25 protein-coding genes and 3 tRNA genes are annotated in these 24,202 nt (G+C 58.9%); 12 read left to right on the top strand and 16 right to left on the bottom strand.

Features of this window, described 5'->3' with window-relative positions; genetic code table 11:
• The 12 genes from rpsC to GBM95_RS01685 all read right to left on the bottom strand — a co-directional run bounded on the left by rpsC (position 1) and on the right by GBM95_RS01685 (position 6,034).
• Positions 1–786: a 30S ribosomal protein S3 gene (gene rpsC / locus GBM95_RS01740; protein WP_139688405.1), complete on the bottom strand. Its 786-nt coding sequence runs from the start codon at positions 784–786 to the stop codon at positions 1–3.
• Between the two features lie 17 nt (positions 787–803).
• The gene (gene rplV, locus GBM95_RS01735; protein WP_152157512.1) at positions 804–1,142 is read right to left on the bottom strand and encodes a 50S ribosomal protein L22; all 339 of its coding nucleotides are present in this window, start codon (positions 1,140–1,142) and stop codon (positions 804–806) included.
• On the bottom strand, positions 1,143–1,421 hold the full coding sequence (gene rpsS, locus GBM95_RS01730) for a 30S ribosomal protein S19 (protein ID WP_139688403.1): 279 nt from the start codon (positions 1,419–1,421) through the stop codon (positions 1,143–1,145).
• A gap of 12 nt (positions 1,422–1,433) precedes the next feature.
• Positions 1,434–2,261, bottom strand: a complete 828-nt coding sequence (rplB, locus tag GBM95_RS01725) for a 50S ribosomal protein L2 (protein WP_139688402.1) — start codon at positions 2,259–2,261, stop codon at positions 1,434–1,436.
• Entirely contained in the window at positions 2,261–2,560 is a 300-nt protein-coding gene (gene rplW / locus GBM95_RS01720) for a 50S ribosomal protein L23 (protein ID WP_139688401.1), read from the bottom strand. Before rplW ends, rplB begins: the two co-directional genes overlap by 1 nt.
• Complete coding sequence (gene rplD / locus GBM95_RS01715) at positions 2,557–3,174, bottom strand: 50S ribosomal protein L4 (RefSeq protein ID WP_139688400.1); 618 nt, start codon at positions 3,172–3,174, stop codon at positions 2,557–2,559. Before rplD ends, rplW begins: the two co-directional genes overlap by 4 nt.
• Before the next feature lie 11 nt (positions 3,175–3,185).
• Positions 3,186–3,830 carry a 50S ribosomal protein L3 gene (gene rplC / locus GBM95_RS01710; protein ID WP_139688399.1) on the bottom strand — a complete coding sequence of 215 codons (645 nt, stop codon included), beginning with the start codon at positions 3,828–3,830 and terminating at the stop codon, positions 3,186–3,188.
• A 175-nt stretch (positions 3,831–4,005) separates the two neighbouring features.
• Positions 4,006–4,317: a 30S ribosomal protein S10 gene (gene rpsJ / locus GBM95_RS01705; RefSeq protein ID WP_005431601.1), complete on the bottom strand. Its 312-nt coding sequence runs from the start codon at positions 4,315–4,317 to the stop codon at positions 4,006–4,008.
• A gap of 137 nt (positions 4,318–4,454) precedes the next feature.
• Positions 4,455–5,645, bottom strand: a complete 1,191-nt coding sequence (gene tuf, locus GBM95_RS01700; protein WP_152157511.1) for an elongation factor Tu — start codon at positions 5,643–5,645, stop codon at positions 4,455–4,457.
• A 70-nt stretch (positions 5,646–5,715) separates the two neighbouring features.
• Positions 5,716–5,790, bottom strand: a tRNA-Thr gene (locus GBM95_RS01695).
• Between the two features lie 8 nt (positions 5,791–5,798).
• Positions 5,799–5,872 (bottom strand) — tRNA-Gly (locus GBM95_RS01690).
• Positions 5,873–5,948: 76 nt separating this feature from the next.
• Positions 5,949–6,034, bottom strand: a tRNA-Tyr gene (locus tag GBM95_RS01685).
• Between the two features lie 143 nt (positions 6,035–6,177).
• Here GBM95_RS01685 and cls point away from each other — a divergent pair.
• Positions 6,178–7,644 carry a cardiolipin synthase gene (cls, locus tag GBM95_RS01680; RefSeq protein ID WP_152157510.1) on the top strand — a complete coding sequence of 489 codons (1,467 nt, stop codon included), beginning with the start codon at positions 6,178–6,180 and terminating at the stop codon, positions 7,642–7,644.
• Positions 7,645–7,718: 74 nt separating this feature from the next.
• Here the strand turns inward: cls and GBM95_RS01675 are convergent, their stop codons facing one another.
• A complete protein-coding gene (locus GBM95_RS01675) occupies positions 7,719–8,135 on the bottom strand; it encodes an adenosylhomocysteine nucleosidase (protein ID WP_152157509.1) in 417 nt (138 codons plus the stop codon).
• 411 nt (positions 8,136–8,546) lie between these two features.
• On the opposite strand from GBM95_RS01675, the gene folE2 reads away from it, so the two are divergent.
• From folE2 to GBM95_RS01650, 5 genes are all read left to right on the top strand, one after another.
• On the top strand, positions 8,547–9,344 hold the full coding sequence (folE2, locus tag GBM95_RS01670) for a GTP cyclohydrolase FolE2 (protein ID WP_152157508.1): 798 nt from the start codon (positions 8,547–8,549) through the stop codon (positions 9,342–9,344).
• A 48-nt stretch (positions 9,345–9,392) separates the two neighbouring features.
• Entirely contained in the window at positions 9,393–11,162 is a 1,770-nt protein-coding gene (gene argS / locus GBM95_RS01665; protein ID WP_152157507.1) for an arginine--tRNA ligase, read from the top strand.
• A gap of 20 nt (positions 11,163–11,182) precedes the next feature.
• A complete protein-coding gene (locus tag GBM95_RS01660; protein WP_152157506.1) occupies positions 11,183–11,707 on the top strand; it encodes an SPOR domain-containing protein in 525 nt (174 codons plus the stop codon).
• A gap of 41 nt (positions 11,708–11,748) precedes the next feature.
• Positions 11,749–12,390, top strand: a complete 642-nt coding sequence (locus GBM95_RS01655; protein WP_152157505.1) for a thiol:disulfide interchange protein DsbA/DsbL — start codon at positions 11,749–11,751, stop codon at positions 12,388–12,390.
• An 82-nt stretch (positions 12,391–12,472) separates the two neighbouring features.
• Positions 12,473–13,252 carry an SDR family oxidoreductase gene (locus GBM95_RS01650; protein WP_152157504.1) on the top strand — a complete coding sequence of 260 codons (780 nt, stop codon included), beginning with the start codon at positions 12,473–12,475 and terminating at the stop codon, positions 13,250–13,252.
• Between the two features lie 12 nt (positions 13,253–13,264).
• On the opposite strand, the gene recQ is transcribed toward GBM95_RS01650, so the two are convergent.
• Complete coding sequence (gene recQ / locus GBM95_RS01645; RefSeq protein ID WP_152157503.1) at positions 13,265–15,100, bottom strand: DNA helicase RecQ; 1,836 nt, start codon at positions 15,098–15,100, stop codon at positions 13,265–13,267.
• A 110-nt stretch (positions 15,101–15,210) separates the two neighbouring features.
• Positions 15,211–16,440, bottom strand: a complete 1,230-nt coding sequence (sstT, locus tag GBM95_RS01640) for a serine/threonine transporter SstT (RefSeq protein WP_152157502.1) — start codon at positions 16,438–16,440, stop codon at positions 15,211–15,213.
• 431 nt (positions 16,441–16,871) lie between these two features.
• Between sstT and GBM95_RS01635 the strand changes: the two genes are divergently transcribed.
• From GBM95_RS01635 to GBM95_RS01610, 6 genes are all read left to right on the top strand, one after another.
• Positions 16,872–18,089, top strand: coding sequence for an MFS transporter (locus GBM95_RS01635; RefSeq protein ID WP_152157501.1), 1,218 nt, complete (start codon positions 16,872–16,874; stop codon positions 18,087–18,089).
• A 147-nt stretch (positions 18,090–18,236) separates the two neighbouring features.
• On the top strand, positions 18,237–18,473 hold the full coding sequence (locus GBM95_RS01630) for a chaperone NapD (protein WP_152157500.1): 237 nt from the start codon (positions 18,237–18,239) through the stop codon (positions 18,471–18,473).
• Between the two features lie 72 nt (positions 18,474–18,545).
• Positions 18,546–21,290, top strand: coding sequence for a nitrate reductase catalytic subunit NapA (gene napA, locus GBM95_RS01625; protein ID WP_152157499.1), 2,745 nt, complete (start codon positions 18,546–18,548; stop codon positions 21,288–21,290).
• A gap of 70 nt (positions 21,291–21,360) precedes the next feature.
• Positions 21,361–22,092: a ferredoxin-type protein NapG gene (napG, locus tag GBM95_RS01620; RefSeq protein WP_374046802.1), complete on the top strand. Its 732-nt coding sequence runs from the start codon at positions 21,361–21,363 to the stop codon at positions 22,090–22,092.
• Positions 22,089–22,943, top strand: a complete 855-nt coding sequence (napH, locus tag GBM95_RS01615; protein WP_152157497.1) for a quinol dehydrogenase ferredoxin subunit NapH — start codon at positions 22,089–22,091, stop codon at positions 22,941–22,943. The genes napG and napH overlap by 4 nt, the downstream gene beginning before the upstream one ends.
• A 28-nt stretch (positions 22,944–22,971) precedes the next feature.
• Positions 22,972–23,307, top strand: coding sequence for a nitrate reductase cytochrome c-type subunit (locus tag GBM95_RS01610; RefSeq protein WP_152157496.1), 336 nt, complete (start codon positions 22,972–22,974; stop codon positions 23,305–23,307).
• Positions 23,308–23,338: 31 nt separating this feature from the next.
• Here GBM95_RS01610 and narL read toward each other — a convergent pair whose 3' ends face one another.
• Positions 23,339–24,019, bottom strand: coding sequence for a two-component system response regulator NarL (gene narL / locus GBM95_RS01605; RefSeq protein ID WP_152157495.1), 681 nt, complete (start codon positions 24,017–24,019; stop codon positions 23,339–23,341).
• Positions 24,020–24,202: the final 183 nt, after the last annotated feature.

The following is a 24,202-nucleotide window of genomic DNA, read 5'->3' as shown; positions in this document are numbered from 1 at the left end:
TTATTCTCCGTCCTTAGCAGCCGGCTTGCGGGGAGCACGGTCCTGCTTCATATCGTTGCGACGGCCGTTGTTGCGGCGCGCACCGGGCTTGCCGTTGCGATCCGAGCGGCGGCCGCGGCGGTCTTCGCGCGGAGCCTGGGCTTCAGCGGGTTCTTCCGCGCCGAAGTTGTCTCCCTTGTAGACCCAAACCTTGACGCCGACAACACCGTACGTCGTGTGAGCTTCGCTCGTGGCGTAGTCGATGTTGGCGCGAAGCGTCTGCAGAGGCACGCGGCCTTCGCGGTACCACTCGTCACGGGCGATGTCCGCGCCGTTGAGACGGCCGGAGGACTGCACCTTGATGCCGAGAGCGCCGAGACGCATGGCGTTCTGCATGGCGCGCTTCATCGCACGGCGGAACATCACGCGCTTTTCGAGCTGCTGGGTGATGCCGTCAGCGATGAGCTGAGCGTCGAGTTCAGGACGGCGAACTTCTTCGATGTTGACGTGAACGGGCACGCCCATCATCTTCTGAACTTCAGCCTTGAGAGCTTCAATATCAGCGCCCTGCTTGCCAATCACGATGCCCGGACGAGCCGTGAAGATCGTGATGCGCGCATTGTTGGCCGGACGTTCGATGAGAACGCGGGCGACGGACGCATTGCGGAGCTTCTTCAGGAGGAAGGCGCGAACCTTCAGATCTTCCTGGAGAGTGCTCGGGTAATCGCGGCCGCTCGCGTACCAACGCGACGTCCAGTTGCGCGTAACCGGGAGGCGGAAGCCGGTGGGATTAATTTTCTGACCCATGGTAATTCACCTGTTTCTTAGCTTTCGCCGTCGCCGACGGTGATGTAGATGTGGCTCGTCTGCTTGTTGATGCGCGTACCGCGGCCCTTGGCGCGGGCGCCGAAGCGGCGCAGCGTAGCAGCCTTTTCCACATGGATCGTCTTCACATAAAGCGTATCGATGTCAGCGCCGTCATTGTGCTCGGCGTTGGCAATCGCGCTTTCAAGCGCCTTACGGATGATGCCGGCAGCACGCTTCTGGGTGAACTCCAGAATCGTGAGAGCCTTGCCCACCTGCTGGCCGCGGATGAGGTCAGCAACGAGGCGACCTTTCTGGGCGGAAAGGCGAACGCCACGAACTTTAGCTGTCGTTTCCATTTACTTACCCACCTTCTTGTCGCCGGAGCTGTGGCCCTTGAACGTGCGGGTGAGCGCAAATTCGCCGAGCTTGTGGCCGACCATGTTTTCATTGATGTAAACCGGAACGTGCTGACGGCCGTTGTGGACGGCGATGGTCAGACCGATGAATTCCGGAACAATCGTCGAGCGACGCGACCAGGTCTTGAGCGGACGCTTGTCGCGGCTCGCCTGGGCGGCTTCAACCTTCTTCATGAGGTGCCCGTCAACGAACGGGCCTTTTTTCAAAGAGCGAGACATTCTAGGGCTCCCTTACTTGCGGTTACGGCGCTGGATGATCATGGAATCCGTGCGCTTGCTGTTGCGGGTACGATAGCCCTTCGTGAGCTGACCCCACGGCGTGACAGGAGCGCGGCCAGTGCCGGTCTTGCCTTCGCCGCCGCCGTGCGGATGGTCCACCGGGTTCATGGCAACGCCACGAACGGTCGGACGGATACCGCGCCAGCGCTTAGCACCGGCCTTGCCGAGCTCGCGCAGGCTGTTCTCTTCGTTGCCGACGGTGCCAATGGTGGCACGGCACTCGATGAGAACGCGACGAACTTCGCCAGAACGCAGACGGACCTGAGCGTATTCGCCTTCGCGGGCGATCAGCTGGCCGAAAGCACCGGCAGCGCGCACAAGCTGAGCACCCTTGCCCGGGAGCAGCTCGATGCAGTGAATCGTCGAACCGACCGGGATGTTACGCAGCGGAAGCGTATTGCCGGCCTTGATCGGGGATTCGGGACCATTGAAGATCTGCTGACCAACCGTCAGGCCCTTCGGAGCGATGATGTAGCGGCGTTCGCCATCGGCATAAAGCACGAGAGCGATGTTGGCCGAGCGGTTCGGATCGTATTCGATGCGTTCAACGCGGGCGGGAATTCCATCCTTATCGCGCTTGAAGTCGATGATGCGATACGCACGCTTGGCACCGCCACCCTTATGACGGCAGGTGATATGACCGTTGTTGTTGCGGCCATTCGTACGATTCTTCTTCTCAACAAGAGCGGCCCAGGGCTTACCCTTGTGGAGCTCCTTGTTGACAACCTTGACCGCATGACGGCGGCCGGGGGACGTCGGCTTGAGTTTGACGAGAGCCATTACATCACCTCTTGCTCGAACTTGATTTCCTGACCCTCAGCGAGCGTGACGTACGCCTTGCGGACGTCATTGCGCTTGCCCATGAAGCGGCCAAAGCGCTTCTGCTTGCCCTTCAGGTTCAGAATCTGCACCGCCTTGACCTGCACCTTGAAGAGCAGTTCAACAGCGGACTTAACCTCGGACTTCGTCGCATCCGGGACGACGACGAAAGACCACTGATTGTGCTTTTCGCCGATCATCGTGCTCTTCTCGGAGACGATGGGACCGACGAGCACCTTCATCAGACGTTCCTGATTCATGCCAACATCTCCTCGATCTGAGCAACAGCCGCCTTGGTGGCCACGACCTTGTCAAAGTAGAGAAGGCACAGCGGATCCGCATAGCGGGGCGTAACGACGAGCACATCCTTCAGATTGCGCGAGGCGAGAATGATGTTGTCGTCAAGTTCTTCCTCACCAATGATGATGAGAGTGCGCTCGTTGAGGCCGAGCGTCTTGAGCTGACCAGCGAAGTCCTTGGTCTTCGGCGTTTCAGCCTTGAGGGCTTCAACGACAGCGAAGCGGGCGTCCGTCACGAGCTTCGAATAGATCGAAGCCATGGCAGCGCGGAACATCTTCTTGTTGACCTTCTGGCTGAAGTTTTCGTCCGGGGTGTTGGGGAACGTACGTCCACCACCACGCCACAGCGGCGAGCTCGTCATACCCGAACGGGCACGACCGGTACCCTTCTGGCGCCAGGGCTTCTTCGTCGAGTGATGAACATCGCGACGGTTGAGCTGAGCGCGGGTGCCCAGACGAGCGTTGGCCTGGAAGGCAACAACGATCTGATGCACGAGGGCTTCGTTGTATTCGCGGGCGAACACGGCGTCAGCAGCTTCGACCTTGCCCTGTTCGTTAAGGATATTGAGTTCCATTGTTTCGCTCCTTACGCCTTAACAGCAGGACGAACGATGACTTCACCGCCCTTGGCGCCCGGAACGGCACCGCGAACGAGCAGAAGCTGGCGTTCCTTGTCAACGCGGGCGACCACGAGATTCTGGGTCGTGCGGCGGACGTCACCGAGGTGACCGGCCATGCGCTTGCCGGGGAACACGCGGCCCGGGTCCTGGCGATTACCGATGGAGCCGGGGGCATTCGTCGTCACGGAGTTACCGTGGGAAGCACGGTTGGACGAGAAGTGGTGGCGCTTGATGGCGCCGGCAAAACCCTTACCGATGGTCGTACCCGTCACGTCGACCTTCTGGCCTTCCGTGAAGATTTCGACAGAGAGGGTCTGGCCGGGCTTGAATTCGGCGACCTTCTCCGCATCGATGCGGAACTCTTTAAGGGTGCAGGCAGCTTCGACGCCAGCTTTGGCAAACTGGCCGGCGAGCGGCTTGTTGACGCGCGAGGGCTTCTTCGTGCCGTACGCGACCTGAACGGCGTTGTAGCCGTCGGTGTCCTGCGTCTTGACCATGGTGACGCGGTTGTTCGACACGTCGAGCACGGTCACGGGAACGGTCGTTCCGTCATCCGTGAAGATACGCGTCATGCCGATCTTGCGACCGACGAGGCCGAGCTTTTCACTCATTGTTTTCTCCACCCCGGCTGCGATTGGCCGGGACCGGTTTCATAAAAATGTCCCTGATTCTGCTTCAAATAGACAAAACAAAATCTGTTTGGGGACAAGAAAGGCGCGATTCTAGCGACCTCCGGCACTTCGTGCAATCGAAATCGCCGGAGTTTTTAGCTTGAATCTGAAAAGGTTACTGAACCTTGATCTTGACATCCACGCCGGCGGGGAGGTCGAGCTTCATCAGAGCATCAACCGTCTTGTCGGTCGGATCAACGATATCCATCAGACGCTGGTGCGTGCGGATTTCGAGCTGGTCACGGCTCGTCTTGTTGACGTGCGGCGAACGAAGGATGTCAAAGCGCTGGATGCGCGTGGGAAGGGGAACGGGGCCGCGAACGACAGCGCCGGTGCGCTTGGCGGTATCGACGATCTCGAGAGCGGACTGGTCGATGAGCTTGTAGTCGTAGGCCTTGAGGCGGATGCGAATGCGCTGAGATTGCATTTCGTTTTCCTAGAAAAAAGAACAGTTAAAAGAACAGAGGGAGCGGAGTATAACCCCGCTCCCTCTGTCGATCAAGTCGAATCAGGGACTTTTTCGCTCCTCTTTAAAGAAGCGAAAAAATCTAAGCTTCTCAGCAATTATTCGATGATCTGGGCAACGACGCCGGCGCCGACCGTGTGGCCGCCTTCGCGAATAGCGAAGCGCAGACCCTGTTCCATGGCGATCGGGCAGATCAGCTTCACGGTCATCGTGATGTTGTCGCCAGGCATGACCATTTCGACGCCTTCCGGCAGCTCGATCGTGCCCGTCACGTCCGTCGTGCGGAAGTAGAACTGCGGACGATAGCCCTTGAAGAACGGCGTGTGGCGGCCGCCTTCTTCCTTCGTCAGCACGTACACCTCACCCTTGAAGTGGGTGTGCGGCGTGATCGAACCCGGCTTCGCGAGAACCTGACCGCGTTCAACGTCTTCACGCTTCGTGCCGCGAAGCAGAATGCCGACATTGTCGCCAGCCTGGCCCTGGTCGAGCAGCTTGCGGAACATTTCAACGCCCGTGCAGGTCGTCTTCGTCGTCGGCTTGATGCCCACGATTTCGATTTCGTCGCCCACGGCGATCACGCCGCGTTCAACACGACCCGTCACAACCGTGCCGCGGCCCGAGATCGAGAACACGTCTTCGATCGGCATGAGGAACGGCTGGTCAATAGCGCGCTGCGGCGTCGGGATGTAGGAGTCGAGCGTCTCGGCGAGCTTCAGGATCGACGGTTCGCCGATCGGGCTCTGGTCGCCTTCGAGCGCGAGCTTCGCGGAACCCTTGATGATGGGAATGTCGTCGCCCGGGAAGTCGTACTTCGAGAGCAGTTCGCGAACTTCCATCTCGACGAGCTCGAGGAGCTCTTCGTCGTCAACCATGTCGCACTTGTTCAGGTAGACGATGATGTAGGGAACGCCAACCTGACGGGCAAGCAGAATGTGCTCGCGGGTCTGGGGCATCGGACCGTCAGCGGCCGAAACCACGAGGATCGCGCCGTCCATCTGCGCAGCGCCCGTGATCATGTTCTTCACATAGTCAGCGTGGCCCGGGCAGTCGACGTGAGCGTAGTGACGGTGTTCCGTTTCGTACTCAACGTGCGCGGTGTTGATGGTGATGCCGCGGGCCTTTTCTTCAGGCGCCGCGTCGATCTGATCGTAAGCCTTGGCTTCACCGCCGAAGTGCTTCGAGAGAATCGTCGTAATGGCAGCAGTCAGCGTGGTCTTACCATGGTCAACGTGACCAATCGTGCCCACGTTCACATGCGGCTTCTTACGCTCAAATTTTTCCTTGGCCATTGTCGGCTCCTGAATGAACAAAGATCCGCCTTAGGATAGGTCGGATCAGATTGGACGTAGAAAGGAATTCTGGTGCCCATGATGCGGATCGAACGCATGACCTCTCCCTTACCAAGGGAGTGCTCTACCACTGAGCCACATGGGCAATTTATCTGGAGCGGGTGAAGGGAATCGAACCCTCGTCGGGGGCTTGGAAGGCCTCTGCTCTACCATTGAGCTACACCCGCTCAGGATCGAGAACTAGTCATTCCGCTCCGCTTTTAGGAGCTTGCGGCGCTAATGCTTGTTCGTCGCAAGTTTCGCTGGTGGAGGGGGATGGATTCGAACCATCGTAGGCGTAAGCCAACAGATTTACAGTCTGCCCCCTTTAGCCACTCGGGCACCCCTCCGTAGCGAGAGGACCGAATTATTACGGCTTTTTTCGCTTCTGTCAAGAGCTGAAATGAAAAAAGTTCCTTGATTTCGTTTTTCAGAAGCCCCAAATCCAGCTCTATTCCATTAATATCATCGACATTCTCGTCGGATTATTTTTATGGCAATACCAGAAAGCTTCACGGTTTGGAGCGTCCTGGCTGCGCTCCTGCAGCTTCTCATCGTTCTCAGCGTCATTGTCCGCGTCATGCTGACGCGTCATCCACCGGGATCAGCCTTTGCCTGGATTCTGCTCACGACGATTCTGCCCTACTTCGGCTTCCTCCTCTACCTTGCTTTCGGCGAACGCCCCATCGGAAGACTCAGAGCAAAGCGTCTCAAGGCCGCTATTGAACGGTGGGGACAGCTTTCTCAGCATAAGCTCACGCCGCTCGGGCCTCTTCCGAGGCATCTCGCGCGCCACCGCACGCTTCTGCGGCTTGCAGCGAAACTCGCAGGTATGCCGCTTGCCACCGGCTCTTCTGCGCTACTCAAAGCATCTTCCGCGGAAACCATCCAATCCCTCCATAAGGACATCGCGGCAGCGCGCGAATCCATCGACATGGAGTTCTACATCTGGGAAGACGGCGGCGAGGTTCGGGAAATAACGCGCTCCCTAATTGATGCCGCGAGGCGCGGCGTGCGCATACGGCTTCTTGTCGATGATTTCGGCTCGCGTGTTTTTCTTCGCTCGGAAGCTAAAAAACTCCTCGAACGCGAAGGCATTGTCATTGCTTCAGCGCTCCCCATGAAGTTCCTTCGTTTTTTCGGCCTGCAGCGCGCAGACATCCGGCTTCATCGCAAAACCGTGGTGATCGACAACAAAGTCGCCTATACGGGAAGCTTCAACATGATCGATCCCAGAAGCTATGCCGAAGCTACCGTCGTCGGCGCCTGGGTCGATGCGATGGTGAGGGTGGAAGGCCCCGCCGTCAGAGCGCTTGCGGCAGTCTGGCAATTCGACTGGGCGCTTCAGCCCGATGGCGATCTAACGGATTTCGAAGAAACCTTTGCGGCGGAAACAGCGCTTAATGTCGGAGACGCCGTCATCGCGACCGTCCCGTCAGGACCTTACGCCAACGGCGACCGCAACCTTCTGCTGGTGCTTGAAGCCATCAACCGCGCTGAACATACCCTGACCATCACCACGCCCTATTTCATTCCGACGGAATCGGTAGTCTGCGCGCTCTTTAATGCGGTGCTGCGCGGCGTCGCCGTGACGCTCATTGTTCCGGAAAAGTGCGACAACCCGGCCACGGGCTGGGCCATGCGGCGCTATTTCGACGAACTTCTTGAATCGGGCGTGCGGATTCTTCTTTATGAAGGCGGGCTCCTCCACACCAAATCCATTTCCGTAGACAACGAATTTGCGGTTTTCGGGACCCTCAATATCGACAATCGCTCCCTTCACCTCAATTTCGAGCTGATGATGGCAATTTTCGACCAGGCGTTCGTTCGCGACCTTTCTCTGCTCCATGCCGAATATGAAACGCACTGCAGAGAACTTGAGGCCGACGCCTGGCGCAATCGCCCGCTTTCGGACAGGCTGCGCGAAGGCGCGTCCTTCCTGATTTCTCCGCTCCTCTGATGCAATTCGGGCGCACAGCTGCGGTTCGCAAACTGTACGCCCGGGAACATCAATCTGGGATTCAGCCCTCTTTCTCAGGACTTCGATGAATCCTTCGGGTTAACCGGCGTTTCCTCAATGTCTTCAACATCCTTCATTACTCTGCGGCGATCGCCGGGACGCGGAGAGGAAGAAATGCTGATCTCTTCGCGCTCATAAACCGTGCCGGAGCGGGCAGAGTCCCCGTGATACTGAGAACGCGCCATGGCTTCGGCTTTTTCCATCACCTGACGGAAAGCCTTTTCCTCTTCAGACTCCCAGCCGAACTTGCGCTTGAGCCATCCCCAGCAATACACAGCCGCGATCAGCAGAATGACGGCAATCACTATGCCGGCGATAAGCGGCAGGAAGAAAATCACGAGACCTATGAGAATGGCAAGCGTGGCGAGCCCGACCAAAAAACTCAGGATGGGGCTGCCGCCGCCGCTGGGGGGAAAAATAAATACTGGCATCGTTGTCTCTCTACTCTATGACGCCCGTTGCGGGAGGCTTTCCTGCTTCCTTCTATCAGCGTCATGTGTCAAAAGTATATCGGGCGCATGGGCCGCATATTTCTCGTTCTCAGACCTTCCGCGACCTCAAAATCATTGCAGACGACAGAAATATGCAAGAAATCGTATCTGTCTACATAGTTAGGCCCACGCTCTGCGGGCGCATCCACTGCGCACCTCTAGTAAGATAGCCACCCAACTCAAGGAAAAACCCCTTAAGGTTTTTTCTGGTATCTGCGCGCGTGCCTCTGACCGCCGTCTCGTTCACGCCGGACCAGCCGACGCGTGCATGAAGTCATTCAAAGGACTGCGAGACCCATCTTCATGATCGGGGACGTCAGCCCGCACCAAATAAAAGATAAGACTTTCGCCATGGAAGCTGAAAATAAGACGACTCTCCCGGACGTACAGTCCTCCGAAGACGAGCGCAACATCGCCATTAACCGCGTCGGCGTGCGCGGCATCCGGCTGCCGGTTATTGTTGCCGGCCGTGAAGCGCCGCAGCATACGGTCGCCGACATCACCATGACCGTTTCGCTCCCTGCCGACAAGAAAGGCACGCACATGTCGCGCTTCATTGCGCTCATGGAAGAGCTGAGCGAACCGCTCGATGCTGATCTGATGCGCCGCCTCTTTGCAGAGATGCTCGAGCGTCTTCATGCCGAGGACGGCACGATCGAAATCCGCTTTCCCTTCTTCGTGCGCAAGATCGCGCCCGTGAGCAAGCTCGAAAGCATCATGAACTATCAGTGCGCGCTCATCGCCACGTCGGTTAAGGGTGAGGTAACCGTGCGCCAGGAAGCGCTTGCGCCGGTAACGAGCCTCTGCCCCTGCTCGAAGGAAATCTCCCGCTACGGCGCGCACAATCAGCGCTCGCACCTGACGAGCTCGCTTATCCTTTCGGCTCCCATGAGCTTTGAAGAGCAGGTCGCCATTGCAGAAAACTCTGCTTCCTGCCAGCTCTGGTCCCGCCTGAAGCGTTCGGATGAAAAGTACGTCACCGAATACGCCTACGATCATCCGAAGTTCGTCGAAGACCTCGTTCGCGACATGGCGAAGGCCCTCAACGCCGACGACCGCGTCGTCGCCTACCGCGTCGAAGCGGAAAACTTTGAATCCATTCACAATCATTCGGCCTACGCCTGGATCGAGCGCGACAAGCGCCTCTGATTTCAGAGTCGATCAGCGCCCGCAATACTTAGAAGCCCGTTCTCTCCCATGCTCGACAATCAGAAAGAAGCCATTCAGAAGCTCATCGCCGGAGCTCTCGCCAAACTCGGCGCCGAAGACGCCCCTGTGACGCTTGAGCGCCCGAAGGATCCGACGCACGGCGACATCGCCTGCACCTGCGCTCTGCAGCTGGCCCGTCGCCTGAAGAAAAATCCCCGTGCAATCGCCGAGGAGCTTGTCGCCGCCATGAAGGCTGATCCAGCCTTTTCCCAGACGGTAGACACGGTCGAGATCGCCGGACCGGGCTTCATCAACATTCGCGTTGCGCAGAATGCCCGCGTGGCGATCATCGGCGAAGTGCTTCGTCAGGGCGAGGCTTACGGCACGAACCGCGAGCATGAAGGGGAATCGGTGCTTCTCGAGTACGTTTCGGCGAATCCCACCGGCCCCCTGCACCTGGGCCATGCTCGCCAGGGCGCTTTGGGCGACGTGCTTGCCAATCTTCTCGGCTCCCAGGGCTGGAAGGTTTCCCGCGAGTTCTACTACAACGATGCGGGCGTTCAGATCGGAAACCTTGCGCACTCCGTCCAGCTGCGCTGCCGCGAACTTCAGGGCGAAGCCATCGAGCTCCCTGAAAATGCCTATCACGGCGAATACATCATCTCGATCGCCCGCGATTTTCTCGACAAGAAGCCCGTCCATCCGCATGCCGGCGGCGTCATTGAATCTTCCGGCGACTACACGGATACGGATCTCGTCCGTCGTTATGCCGTTGCGTACCTTCGCAACGAACAGGACGACGACCTCTCTGCGCTCGGCGTGAAATTCGACAATTTCTTCCTCGAATCATCGCTTTACTCCACCGGCGCTGTTCAGAAAACCGTTCAGGCGATCATCGACTCGGGCAATACCTACGAAAAGGATGGCGCGCTCTGGCTTCGCACCACATCGTTTGAGGACCTCGGCAACGGCCTTACGGACGATAAGGACCGCGTGATGAAGAAGGCTGACGGCACCTACACCTATTTTGTGCCGGACGTCGCCTACCACCTCAACAAGTTCAGCCGCGGCTACACCAAGGCTGTAAACATTCAGGGCACGGACCATCACGGCACCATCGCCCGCGTCCGCGCAGGCCTTCAGGCTGCCTCGGGCGTCCTCGGAATCTCAATTCCCAAGACCTTCCCGGAATACATCCTTCACAAGATGCTCTCCGTCATCAAGGACGGCGAACCCGTGAAGATGAGCAAGCGCTCGGGCAATTACGTGACGCTTCGCGATCTGGTCGACTGGGCCGGCCGCGATGCTGCCCGCTACTTCCTGGTTTCGCGCAAGGCCGATGCAGAATTCGTCTTCGACGTGACGCTCGCCCAGCAAAAGAGCGACGAAAACCCGGTCTACTATCTGCAGTACGCGCACGCCCGCATCTGCTCGGTTTTTGCAAACGCCGCCGAACAGGGCTATGCCGTGCCGGCAAACGACAAACTCGCCGAAGTCGATCTTTCGCCGCTCAATTCCAAAGCGAGCGAAGCGCTCATCGGCGCCATTGCGGAATATCCGGCCACGCTGCGCGTTGCGGCGCGCGATCATGCGCCGCACGTGCTCTGCTACTACCTCAAGAACCTGGCGGCCACGTTCCATGCCTTCTACAACGCCGAACGCGTGGTGGTTGAGAATGATGCCGAACGCAATGCCCGTCTCGCGCTTCTCGCCGCAGCCCGTCAGGTGCTTGGCAACGGCCTCCGTCTTCTCGGCATTTCCGCCCCTGAGCGCATGAGCCGCCGCGAAGAGGAACCGGCTGAAGAAAAATCTGAATAACCTGGTCTGGGAGCCTTGAAGTGGCAAAAAGCGGATTCGCTGCCGGCTTTGCCGGCTTTCTCATCGGCGTGGTTACCGGTCTCGGCATCGCCGCCGGCGCAATGCTGGTCATTGCCAAAAGTCCGGTGCCTTTCGTCGACAAGGTTGATCGCGTGACCGCTGATGTGGATCCCGCCGCGAAGCTCGCGGGCGGCGTGGATCCCAATGCGCGGCTCAATCAGCAGAACGATGCTGCCGATGCCTCTCAGGAAGCAGGAAGCGTACGTACTGTTACCGTTGCCAGAAATTCAACTTCTGAAACAGAAAAGGCTCCTTCCTCAGCTCAAAGCTTCTGGGTTCAGGTGGGATCATTCTCAAAGCAGGGTGATGCAGAAACAAGTGCCGCCAACCTTGCCATGCAGGGCATCGGCGCGCAAATCCGCCAGTCAGGTTCCAACTGGCGGGTCCGCGTCGGCCCCTTTGCTTCCAAGACTGCCGCTCAGGAAGTCCTCAACAGTCTTTCTGACCAGGGACTGAATCCTGTTATTGTTCAGGACAAGCAGTAAACGCCCCTTCGGAACTGCACACTCAAAAAGGATTACGCACAATGCTTTCTCGTCGCCAGGTTGTTCTTGCCGCAGCGCTCGCCCCGGCTTCCGGTTCCCTTCTTGCCGCGCCGACCTATACCGCCGGTAAGGAATACCTCATCGTGAATCCTCCGGCGCCCACGCCGCGCGACACAATCGAAGTCGTGGAGTTCTTCGCCTATACCTGCCCGCACTGCCTGCAGTTTGCGCCGCATTTTGAAAAATGGGCCAAGACCGCGCCCAAGGACGTGACCATCCGCGTGTGCCCGGTTGCCTGGCAGCAGAAATTCCAGCCCTTCACGCAGACCTACTTCGCGCTTGAAGCGCTCGGCCTGCTCGACCAGCTTCACATGAAGTTCTTCGAGAGCGTGATTTATCAGGAGCATCCCTACAACTACGACAATCCTGCCCCCGACATTCTCGACTTCATGACGAAGGCCGGCGTCGACGGCAAGAAGTGGGAACAGACCATGCGCTCCTTCAGCGTCATGAACAAGTCCCGCCAGGCTACGCAGTACTGGAACAGCTACCAGATCGACAGCACGCCGATGATCGGCGTGGGCGGCATCTATTCCACCGGTCCCCATCTTGTCGGCACGCGTGAAGCGACTCCGGCCTGCATCTCGTACCTCGTTGATCAGGTTCGTGCTCAGCGCCGCTGATTCGTCTTTCTTTTTCCATTAAGGACGGGGCGTTTCGGAGCCGTCATCCGAAACGCCTCTTTTTATATTCAGAGGTTTTCCTGTGCTCAATGTTTTCATTACCGGCGCATCAAGCGGCATCGGCGCTGCGCTTGCACGCGCCTACGCAGCCCGCGGCGCCACCGTTGGCCTGGTGGCCCGCAGCCGCGATCGTCTTGAAGAGCTTGCAGATTCCCTGAACGGCGGCTTAAAGCGCCATTTTGTGCTCCCTGCCGACGTCACCAATCGTGAGGAAATCTTTGCCGCCGCCCGGGAGTTCGAATGCCGCTCGGGAGGCACGACGCTCGTTATCGCCAACGCCGGCATTTCGCACGGCGTCAAAACGGAGTACGAGGAAGACCTCGATATGCTCGAAGCCGTCTACCGCATCAATGTCTTCGCCATGGCCTACACCTTCCATCCCTTCATTGAGCCCATGAAGGCGCGCGGCTACGGGCAGCTCGTCGGGATGGGCTCCGTCGCCGGCATCAGGGGGCTTCCCGGTTCTGAAGCCTATTGCGCGAGCAAATCCGCTGTCATCACCTACTGCGAGAGCCTGCGCATTGAGCTGCAGAAATACGGCATTCTCGTGAGCACCATCTGCCCGGGTTTTGTCCGGACGCCGCTTACGGCAGAGAATCCCTACAAGATGCCGTTCATCATGGAACCCGACGACTTTGCCCGCGAAGCGGTTAAAGCCATTACGGAACGCACAACCTACCGCGTCATTCCCTGGCAGATGGGCGTGCTCGCCAAAATCATGCGGCTCATCCCCAATTCCCTTTTTGACCGCATTCTGGCCAACAGGAAGCAGAAGCCCCGCGTAACGACTCCGAAAGCCTGAAGCGCCTTTCTGTCAGCACTCCGCCCGCACAATTCTGATGATCTCCTCGGCATAGCTTTCAAGCTTTCTTCTGCCGACGCCGGGAATGCCGAGCATGGCGTCAAGGGTAACAGGCTTTCTGCGTGCGATTTCAAGAAGCGTGCGGTCGGGGAAAATCACATAAGGAGGCTTATTGAGGGCGCGCGCCGTCTCGCGCCTCCATTTTCTGAGGGCTTCAAAGATCTGTCGGGCACCTCCTCCAAGGCCCGCCAGAATTTCATCTCGTGAAGCCTTGGCCTGCGCCCGGTGCGATTTTCCTTCAGGCTGATCAATCACCTCGCGGCGTACTTCGACCTTAATTTCCCCGCGAAGCAGATTGTTGGCAAGCTGTCCGAGCCTCAGTACGTTGTGCCGCTCGGCATCAACCCACACCACGTGCCGGGCAATCAGCTGCCGAAGCACTGCCCGCCACTGCTGATCATTGAGATCCTTGCCGATTCCCCAGGTGCTCAGCTGAGTATGACCGCAGGAGAGAACCCGTTCAGTTTCCTTGCCGACAAGCACGTCGATGACGTGTTTTGCGCCGAAGCTTGTCCCGGACTTCTGCTGAATGCGCCAGATGCAGCTGATGAGCTTTTGGGCCGCAAGCGTCGCATCCCAGATTTTCGGCGGATTGACGCAGTTGTCGCATTTGCCGCAGGGTTCGCTTTTTTCTCCGAAATAGGCAAGGAGCCGCACCCGGCGGCAGTCGCAGGCTTCCGCGAGGCCGAGCATGGCATCGAGCTTCTGCGTGGAGAGCTGCTTATAGAGTTCGTCGGCGTCGCTCTGCTCAATGAACCTGCGCTGGCTCACCACATCCCGGAGGCCGTACGCCATCCAGGCGTCAGAAGGGAGCCCGTCGCGCCCGGCACGCCCGGTTTCCTGAAAATACCCTTCAATCGATTTCGGCATGTCGACATGCGCGACGAAGCGCACATTGGGCTTGTCAATGCCCATGCCGAAAGCGATGGTCGCCACCATGACGACGTCATCCTCGCGCTGGAAAAGCGCAAGACGCGCGGCGCGCTCCTCAGAGGAGAGGCCGGCATGATAGAAAACCGCACGCACGCCTCTCGTCTGCAGAAATTCGCAGACATCCTCACAGGTGCTGCGAGCGAGACAATAGACGACTCCGCATTCGCCGGGATGCTCCGTGCGGATGAAGTGCGCGACCTGCTCCTTCACGTTGTGCTTATCCACAATCCTGTAGAAGATGTTGGGCCGGTCAAAGCTCGCAATGAATTTGCGCGGATTAAGGAGGAGCTTTTCCACGATCTCCTCTCTCGTCTTCTGATCTGCCGTCGCGGTGAGCGCAATTCTCGGCACCTGCGGGAAGGCTTCCTTCAGGATTGAAAGCTTGCTGTATTCCGGCCGGAAGTCGTGTCCCCAGATGCTTACGCAGTGCGCTTCGTCAATCGCAAAGAGAGAAATCCGGAGCTCCTTCAGAAAAGAGAGCATGGAGGACATCAGAAGGCGCTCAGGAGAAACGTAAAGCAGGTCGATTTCGCCGCGCCGGACCTGGTTTCTGACTTCCACAGCCTCCTCAGGCAGAAGCGTCGAATTCAGGTATGCCGCCCGGACGCCAAGCTCCTCGAGCGCATCCACCTGATCATGCATGAGCGCAATAAGCGGTGAAACCACAATGGCCACGCCGTCGCGCAGAAGCGCCGGTATCTGGTAGCAGAGACTTTTCCCGCCGCCCGTCGGCATGAGCACAAGCGCATCCTCGCCGCCGACAACGGTCTCAACAACCTCTTTCTGAAATCCGCGGAAAGTGTCGTATCCGAAGACCTGCTGAAGCGCTTCCAAAGCGGATGAATAGCGGCGCATGAATATTTGACCAGGAAAGTGAATTCGAAGCTCTGCATTCTAAAAGAACGCCCTGCCGCAGGAATTCCGCGGCAGGGCGTTCTCGGATTCATGCTGGAATCAGGAGGAAATTATTCTCCCTTCCCTTCCAGGCGTTCAGCACGCTTGCAGGCGGCAATCGTAAAGAGTGCGTCGGCTGAAGAGTTAAGCGCCGTTTCGCAGGAGTCCTGCACCACGCCGATGATGAAGCCGACCGCAACCACCTGCATGGCGGTGTTCTGGTCAATGCCGAAAAGACCGCAGGCAAGCGGAATCAGCATGAGCGAACCTCCCGGAACGCCGGAGGCGCCTGCCGCGCAGATCGCAGCAACGAAGGAGAGGAAGATGGCCGAAAGGACGTCTACAGGCATGCCGAGCGTATGGACGCCCGCGAGCGTAAGCACCGTAATCGTGATCGCCGCGCCCTGCATGTTGACGGTGGCGCCAACCGGAATGGAGATCGAATAGGTAGCCTCCGGAAGGCCCAGCCGGCGGCAGATCTCAAGATTCACCGGAATATTGGCAGCGGACGAACGGGTGAAGAAAGCGGCAACGCCCGATTCACGCAGCGTCATCAGCGTGTAGGGATACGGGTTCCTGCGAATGCAGAGCCAGACGAGGAACGGATTGACGACAAGCGCGATGAAGAACATCGTGCCGACGAGCACCGCGAGCACCTTCAGATAACCGGCGAAGGCTTCGAGCCCGGTCGTCGCAAGCGTGGAAGCGACAAGACCGAAAATGCCGAAGGGGGCAAAACGGATGACGAGGCGGACGATGAATTCCACGGCACGGGCAGCGTCGAGCAGCACTTCACGCGTGGAGCTGTGCGCATGGCGGAGCACCACGCCCATGGCGATCGCCCACACAAGAATGCTGATGTAATTGCCCTTGCTGATGGCGTTTACAGGATTGTCGACGGCCTGCAGCAGCAGGTTGCGGAACACTTCCATAATGCCGCTCGGCGCCGAAACTGCCTGATCCGTCACGGACAGCGCAATGGACGTCGGCCAGAGGAAGCTTGCGCCTACGGCAATGAGCGCGGCAGCAAAAGTGCCGAGAAGATAAAGCACGACAATCGGCTTGATGTGGCGGTCGCCTGCAATCTGCTGATTGGCAATCGACGACATCACGAGCACGAAGACGAGGATCGGCGCCACGCCCTTCAGTGCTGCGACAAAGAGGCTGCCGAGGAGACCGACGCTCTTGGCGACTTCAGGGAAGGTAAGGCCGAGCGCTATGCCTAGAACAAGGCCGACTACGATCTGCTTGACAAGCGATGCCTGGAGAAACGGCATCGCAAACTGAAAAACGCGCTTCATAAACTAGTGCTCCGGATTCGGGGAAAAAGTAAAACCCGATCGTCTGACGGAATCTGCTGCATTGATTGAGGATCCGCTCCGAATGCTTCGGAGCTGCAGAAAAAACCGCTCTGATATTTTTCTCTTGGGATGCGGATGAGTTTGCTCTGAATCCGCAGCCTCCATTGTTCAGCAGTCCGCTAGAGGCCTGAGCGCTTTCCGTATGGAGGCGCGCACGTCTTTAGAGCCTGCATTCCCAACACTAGCAGGGGATCGAGGGAAGCGCCTGAGTCATCCTCCCGATATTCCTCGCTTCAACCCTCCTGAAATGTTGAGAGAAGGGATTTATTCTGATTCATATCATTCTTGCTAAGCAAATCATCTGAATTTATAGAGGGATTGCTGTCCGGCTATTATTTCCTCCTCACTTATCTGCTTTTCGGTCCTCTTCCATGGTCAGAACGCCAGCCGCAGGCTTCGTCCTTGCCTGCGTGTTTCTTGACGCGCTGGGCATCGGGCTCATCATCCCGGTGCTGCCGCGGCTCATCGGCACGCTAGCATCCTCACCCGATGCTCAGGCGTCCTGGTACGGCGCCATCATGGTGAGCTACGGTCTGATGCAGTTCTTTTCCGCCCCTGCGATCGGAGCCATATCTGATCGTCTCGGGCGCCGCCCGGTTCTTCTGACGGGCATCCTCGGCCTTGCGGTCATGATGCTCGTTCCGGCCTTCTGCGATTCACTCTGGCTTATCCTTCTCTCGCGCATTCTTGGAGGCGCCATGAGCTCCAACATCGTCGTCGCGCAAGCCTACATTGCAGACGTCACGGATGAGTCCAGCCGTACCGCCGCATTCGGCCGCATCGGAGCCATTTTCGGCGTCGCCTTCATTCTCGGCCCGGCCGTGGGCGGCATGCTGGGCGAAACGGATCCGAGCAGACCCTTCCTGATTGCCGGCATCATCTGCGCGCTCAACTTCCTCTACGGCCTCTTCGTACTTCCGGAAAGCCTCCGGGCACCGGCGCGCGACCCGTTTACATTAAAGCGCTTCAATCCCTTTTCGTCGCTTCTTGCGCTTTCCAGAGAGCGCATGGTCCTGCCGATTCTTTTCGTCATCACGCTCTATACGCTCTCTCAGAGCCTGATGCAGTGCACCTGGGCGCTCTATACGGAATTCCGCTACGGCTGGACCCCGAAGATGATCGGCATTTCCATCTTTGTCCTGGGAGCCGCCATTACCGTCACGCAAGGCTGGATATTGCCTCGTCTTTCCGCCAGGCTCACGCCCACGCAGCTTGTCTTCACCGGACTCTTTTGCGGCTTCGCCGCCCTGATCGGCATCGGCTTTTCCACTGCCGGCACATTTCTGCTGCCTCTCCTCGCTCTCTTCTCTCTCATGGGCGTCGTGGGTCCGACGCTCCAGAGCGTCATCAGCCGCACAGGATCACCGACAACGCAGGGCGTGCGGCTCGGCGCAGCCAGTTCCCTAAACAGCTTCACGGGCGCCGTCAGTCCGCTTCTCGGCACGCCGCTGCTTTTCTTTACCTCGCAAAGCGCCCCGACGGATCCCTCTGCCGGCACGCCCTATTTTCTTGCAGCGCTTCTTGTTCTTGCCGCCATCATTCTGACCCTCATTTCTCCGCCCTCCGCCGAAGCCGGAAATACTCATTAGAAAGCATCTGGCATCTCCCATTCGGGAGGTGTTCGGCTTCATCCAACCCTCCGCTTTGGGAGCTAGACCGACGGATTAGACCGGTCGAAAATGAATCAGTGGATTAATTCACAAAGTAAACAAAAGAATTATCCGTAGACCCCGACCATGAACTATTCCGCCATTCTCGTCATCGCACGTCCGGGCCGGCTAGAGGCTGCCGTCGAAGCAGCCAGCCGCATTGAAGGCGTGGAACCTCACCAGACTGATCCGGCTACAAACCGCTTCATCTGCACCATTGAGGCCGCCACGACCGATGACGAAGTCCGTCTCTTCCGAACTGTCTCTGAACTCGCAGACGTCTTTGACGTCAGCCTCATCGAGCATCGTCCGGACGCCTCTTAAAAGGCGCCGCCGGCAAAAGATGCCGTGCGTTCAGAAACCTTTCGGATCCAGCCAATCTGAGGGAGATTGCATATGACCCAGGAACGCCCAATCACATTCCATCGCCGTACGGTGCTCAAATCGGGCATCGCCGCAAGCGCCGCGCTTTCGCTCGGCATTCCCGTCACTGCCGCAGAGGCTGCCGACGCTAATGCGCTCGACCAGGGCATCAGCTGGCACAAATCCGTCTGCCGCTTCTGCGGCACCGGCTGCGGCCTGATGGTCGGCGTGCGCGACGGCCGCGTCGTTGCCACCAAGGGAGATCCTGAAGCCCCGGTGAACCGCGGCCTCAACTGCGTGAAGGGCTACTTCAACGCCAAGATCATGTACGGCAAGGACCGCCTTACGCAGCCCCTGATGCGCATGAAGGACGGCAAGTTCGACAAATCCGGCCGCTTTGAGCCCGTAACGTGGGAAACGGCTCTCAGCGAAATGGCGAAGCACCTGCGTGCAGCCTATGAAAAGAAAGGCCCCGAAGGCATTTCGATCATCGGCTCGGGCCAGTACACGATTCCGGAAGCCTATACCGCTTCAAAGCTCATGAAGGGCGGCTTCCGCTCGAACAACATCGACCCCAATGCGCGCCTCTGCATGGCGTCCGCCGTGGTCGGCTTCTACCAGACCTTCGGCGTTGACGAACCGGCCAACTGCTACGCCGACATTGAAAAGACCAACACCATCATTCTCTGGGGCAACAACCCGGCTGAAGCTCATCCGGTGCTCTGGTCGCGCATGGCCAACCGCCGCCTTACCGACAAGAACACGCGCATCATTCAGCTCACGACGCATCGTTCGAGCTCGTCGAACCTCTCCGACCTCGTCATCATCTTCCGTCCGAATACGGACCTCGCGATTCTCAACTTCATCCTTCGCGAGATCATCCGCCGCGGCAAGGTCAATCAGTCCTACGTTGAAAAGCACTGCATCTTCTGCGCGGGCGTCACCGACATCGGCTTCGGCCTTCGCAATACGGACAAGTTCGCCTTCCCGGCCGAAAAGGACGTGATGGCGCGTCAGCTCTCCGTGAAGCTCGACAAGTGGGAAGCCGTCGCCCAGGGCAGGAAGGAAGGCGAAGTCGTCCAGCAGAAGAATTCCGGCGGCACTGCCGGCAAGCACTGGAAGATTTCCTTTGAGGACTTCAAAAAGGGCGTCGAGCCCTACACGCTCGAGTTCGTGGCGGAGCTCGCCAAGGGCGACAACGATGAGTCGATCGACACCTTCAAGAAGAAGCTCATGGATCTCGCCGACTACATCTGCGACGAAAAGCGCGACATCATGAGCTACTGGTGCATGGGCGTCAATCAGCACCAGCGCGGCGTCTGGGTGAATGAGCAGATCTATGCCTATCACCTGCTGCTCGGCAAGCATGCGCTCCCCGGAAACGGCGCCTTCTCGCTCACCGGCCAGCCCTCTGCCTGCGGCTCCGCCCGCGAAGTGGGCGCCTTCTGCCACAGACTTCCTGCCGATATGCTGGTCGCCAATCCGGCGCATCGCGCGAAGACGGAAAAGATCTGGAATCTTCCTGCCGGCACGCTCAATCCCAAGGTCGGCGCATCCCTCATGAAGATCCTGAGGGGCGTCGAGGACGAATCGATCGACTTCCTCTGGACCCAGGTCGTCAACATCATCCAGTCGGCTCCGAACAACAATCACTGGATCAAGGCCTGCCGTCGTCCGGACGCCTTTGTGGTCGTTTCGGACATTTATCCGACCTTCTCCGCACGCTGCGCCGACCTGATTCTCCCGGCCGCCGCGCACTTTGAAAAGTGGGGCCTCTACGGCAATGCCGAACGCCGCACGCAGGGCTGGCATCAGCTCGTGAAGTCCCCGGGCGAAGCGCGCACCGACATCTGGATGATGATGGAGCTCGCCAAGCGCTTCACCATCGGCGAAACCTGGAAGAGCGTCCCCGTGAAGGGCGTGAAGGACGACAAGCTCCCCGACGTGCTTGCAGCGGCTGAAGCCATGGGTCTGAAGCCCGAAACCACGCTCTTTGATGCGCTCTTTGCTCCGACGGGCAAGCGCGCCGAAGCCGTGTGGCCGGATCCGCTCTACAAGACCGAACTCAACAATACGGGCGACGCGCTCGGCCTCAAGTGGTTCCCCGAAAAGGCGCTCTTCAACGAATACCGTCAGTTCACGCTCGGCGACGGGCATGACCTGGCAGACTTCGACACCTATCAGGACCCGAAGTGCCGCGGCCTCATCTGGCCGGTCGTGAACGGCAAGGAAACGCTCTACCGCTTCAATACTGAATACGATCCCTATGCGAAGGAAGACAACCTCTTCTACGGCAAGCTCATGAAGCCCGTTGCCTCCGGCGACCTCTACAACGTTACGGATCCGAAGCAGACGGCTTATGCGGGCACGGCGAAGATCTTCTTCCGTCCCTATGCCGCACCGGTCGAGCAGCCTGACGGTCACTACGACCTCTGGCTCTGCACGGGCCGCATTCTCGAGCACTGGCATACCGGCTCCATGACGCGCCGCGTGCCGGAACTGCACCGCGCAGCTCCGCAGGCGCTCCTCTACATGAACCCGGGCGATGCCGAAAGGCGCGGCCTCAAGCGCGGCGATCTTGCGCATGTCGAAAGCCGTCACGGCACCTGCGAGGCGGTTGTGGAAACCCAGGTCCGCAACATCATGCCTGCCGGCACCGTGTGGCTTGCCTTCTTCGACGAGAAGGTGAAGTGCAATGCCGTCGTGATTGACGCTACGGACCCGATTTCCGAGGAACCGGACTTCAAGAAGACCGCGGTCCTCGTGAGAAAGGCCTGATGCCGTGACAAGCCGGGAAAGTCTGAGCCGCCGGGCGCTTCTTGAGGGAGTCATTTCCTCGGGATGCGCCATGACGGCAGGAGCCTTTCTGCTCGGGATGATCCCCGTGCGCGAGAGCGCTGCCCGCTGGCAGCCCCGACCGCCCGGGGCGCTTCCTGCAGAAGCCTTCAGCGCAGCCTGTGCGCGCTGCGGCCAGTGCGTGAGCGCGTGTCCCTACGACACCCTCAAGCTCGCTGGCATGCGGTCTCCTGCCCCCGTCGGAACGCCTTACTTCACGCCGAGGGAGATCCCCTGCTACATGTGCAGGGATCTCCCCTGCGTCAAAGCGTGTCCGACCGGGGCGCTCGACCCTGACCTCACGGACATCCGCGACGCCCGCATGGGCGTCGCGGTGGTGGACCCCAACTCATGCCTCTCCTGGCAGGGGCTGCGCTGCGAGGTCTGCTTCCGCGAATGTCCGGGAAACGGCCGTGCGCTCACGATTGAAGTGCGTCCCCGCGGTCTTTCGCGTCACGCCGTCTTTGTGCCCGTCATCCACCCGGATGCCTGCACAGGGTGCGGCCTTTGCGAAAAGGCATGTCCGACCGATGAAGCGGCTATCCGCGTAGCAGATCCCACGACCGTGCTCGGCACGATCGGCAGCCACTACCGTCTCGGCTGGTTGTCTGAAGAGGATCCGAAGAACATGCGCCGCGAAGGGCCGCCTGCGACGCCCAGCACCGCGCCTTCTGAAGGCGATGCGGAAAAGGCGCCGGCAACTGCTCCGGGCATGGACTACCTCAACAGCGAGGACCCGCTATGACGCAGCAAACCTTCCTGCGCAGGCACCGCTTCACGATCGCAAGACGCATTACCGAGCTTCTGGTGCTCATGCTCTTTGCGGGTTCTGCCCGTTGGGGCTGGGAAATTGCCGGCAAGCCTCTGCTCCTCGGAGACCTCTCGCAATCGAAGATTCTCGGAATGATTCCGCTCGGCGACCCGCTCGCATTCCTCGAGCGGCTTCTCGCCGGAATTATTCCGACAGCTACGACGCTCATCGGGACAGCGCTCATCACGCTCTTCTACAGCCTTCTCGGCTCGAGAACCTTCTGCGGATGGGTCTGTCCGATGAACCTTGTGGTTGAGGCCGCTGAATGGCTCCGGACAAAGCTCGACCTTTCGGCCGACTACATCCGTCTGTCGAGAAGCGCGCGCTATGCCGTGCTTGCAGGCACCCTCGCGGCGAGCTTCGCAACCGGAACAGCAGCATTTGAGTCCGTAAGCCCTCAGGCCATCATCTGGCGCGATGTTGTTTACGGAACCGGCCTTTCGGCGCTTTCTGCTGCTCTTGCGGTTTTTGCCCTTGAGCTCGGGCTCATGCACAACGGCTGGTGCGGACACCTTTGCCCGCTCGGCGCCTTCTGGTCCCTTGCAGGCAGAGCGTCGCCCAGACCGCTCGTGACCATTGCCTTCACCGACGCAAACTGCACGCGCTGCGCTGACTGCCTCAGGGTCTGCCCGGAAAAGCAGATCATCCGCTTCAAAGATATGGCTCAGACCGGCCGCATTCCCTCAGGGGAATGCCTCAACTGCGGCCGCTGCATTGAGGTCTGCCCTGAAGACGCGCTTCATTTCCGCATCCCCGGCCTGCCTGTCAGCAAAAAACATTCATAAATTGAATTAGAAATTTCTGGAGAACCTTATGACCCGCCATACGATTTTTGCCGCATTTGCCTCTGCTGCTCTCCTCGCCGGCCCGGCGCTTGCCGCCGACAATCCCATTGTCGGCGCTCCGAGCCCGGTCCCGCATCCGGTGGCGAACTATCTCCCCATTACCATCGACAAGAACAACTGCCTCATGTGCCACCGCGAACAGCCTGCTGACCGTGCGCGCCAGAAGGGCGAAATCCCCCGTTCGCACTATGCCGCTCCGGGAAAGCTCGCCGGCGAGCGCTTCGAATGCATGCTCTGCCATGCGGAAAGCTCTCAGGCGAAGCCTCTCGCCCCTGTGAACGCAAACGACGCCACGGAAGACTAACGTCTCCCTGAGCTCACACAAGCGGCAGATGTCACATCTGCCGCTTTGCTTTCTGCTCTTCGCGCTGAGCAGCCCAGACGGCAGCTTCGACCCGGCTGTTGAAGCCGAGCTTCTTGAGGAGATGCTTCACATGCCCCTTGACGGTGCCGTCAGAGATCTGAAGCTTTCGTGCAATCATCTTGTTCGTCAGCCCCTGCGCGATGTAGCCGAGCACTTCCTCCTCGCGCTCCGTGAGGGGATTGGGCGGCTCAGGCTGAGCCTTCTCGCGAATCATGTCCGTGAGATACCTCACCATCGCCGTATCCACGATGAGGCGGCCTTCGAGAGCTTCATGCACGTTCTCAAGAAAGCGCTCGGGCTCCATGTCCTTCAGGAAATAGCCGTCCGCACCGGCACGAATGCAGGCTAGGAGGTCGTCTCCGGAATCGCTCACGGTCAGAATCACAATCCGCATCGACGGATCTTCCGACTTGAGCGTCGTCAGAATTTCCACCCCTGACGAGCCGCGCATATTGAGGTCGAGCACGATGAGTTCGGGCTCTAGCTGCCTCGCCAGCAGAACCGCCTCATCGCGGGTTCCGGCCTCGCCCACGACCGAAATCGTGTCGTCAAGCGAAAGAAGCTCCCTTACACCCCGGCGAAAAAGCGGGTGGTCGTCAACCACCAGCACGGTGTGCTTGTCGGCGGCGGTTTTTGATTCTGACGCGTTCATAAAACGTATTCCTTCAGCCTGAGAGAGACATACAGAGCATAAAAGCCTTCATCCCGACGGGCATTGGCTGTAAACAGGCATATTTGCCGGTCCGGAGCAGTCTCCAATCATAGATTCTATGCGCCATTGCGCATTCATCTCCTTCAGGACAAATCCGATATTGCGCACTTAGATTCTTCTGAC

Origin of the sequence: Sutterella seckii (assembly GCF_009183815.1) — a bacterium.
Classification (GTDB): domain Bacteria; phylum Pseudomonadota; class Gammaproteobacteria; order Burkholderiales; family Burkholderiaceae_F; genus Sutterella; species Sutterella seckii.
This window is presented reverse-complemented; position numbering and strand designations above follow the sequence as displayed.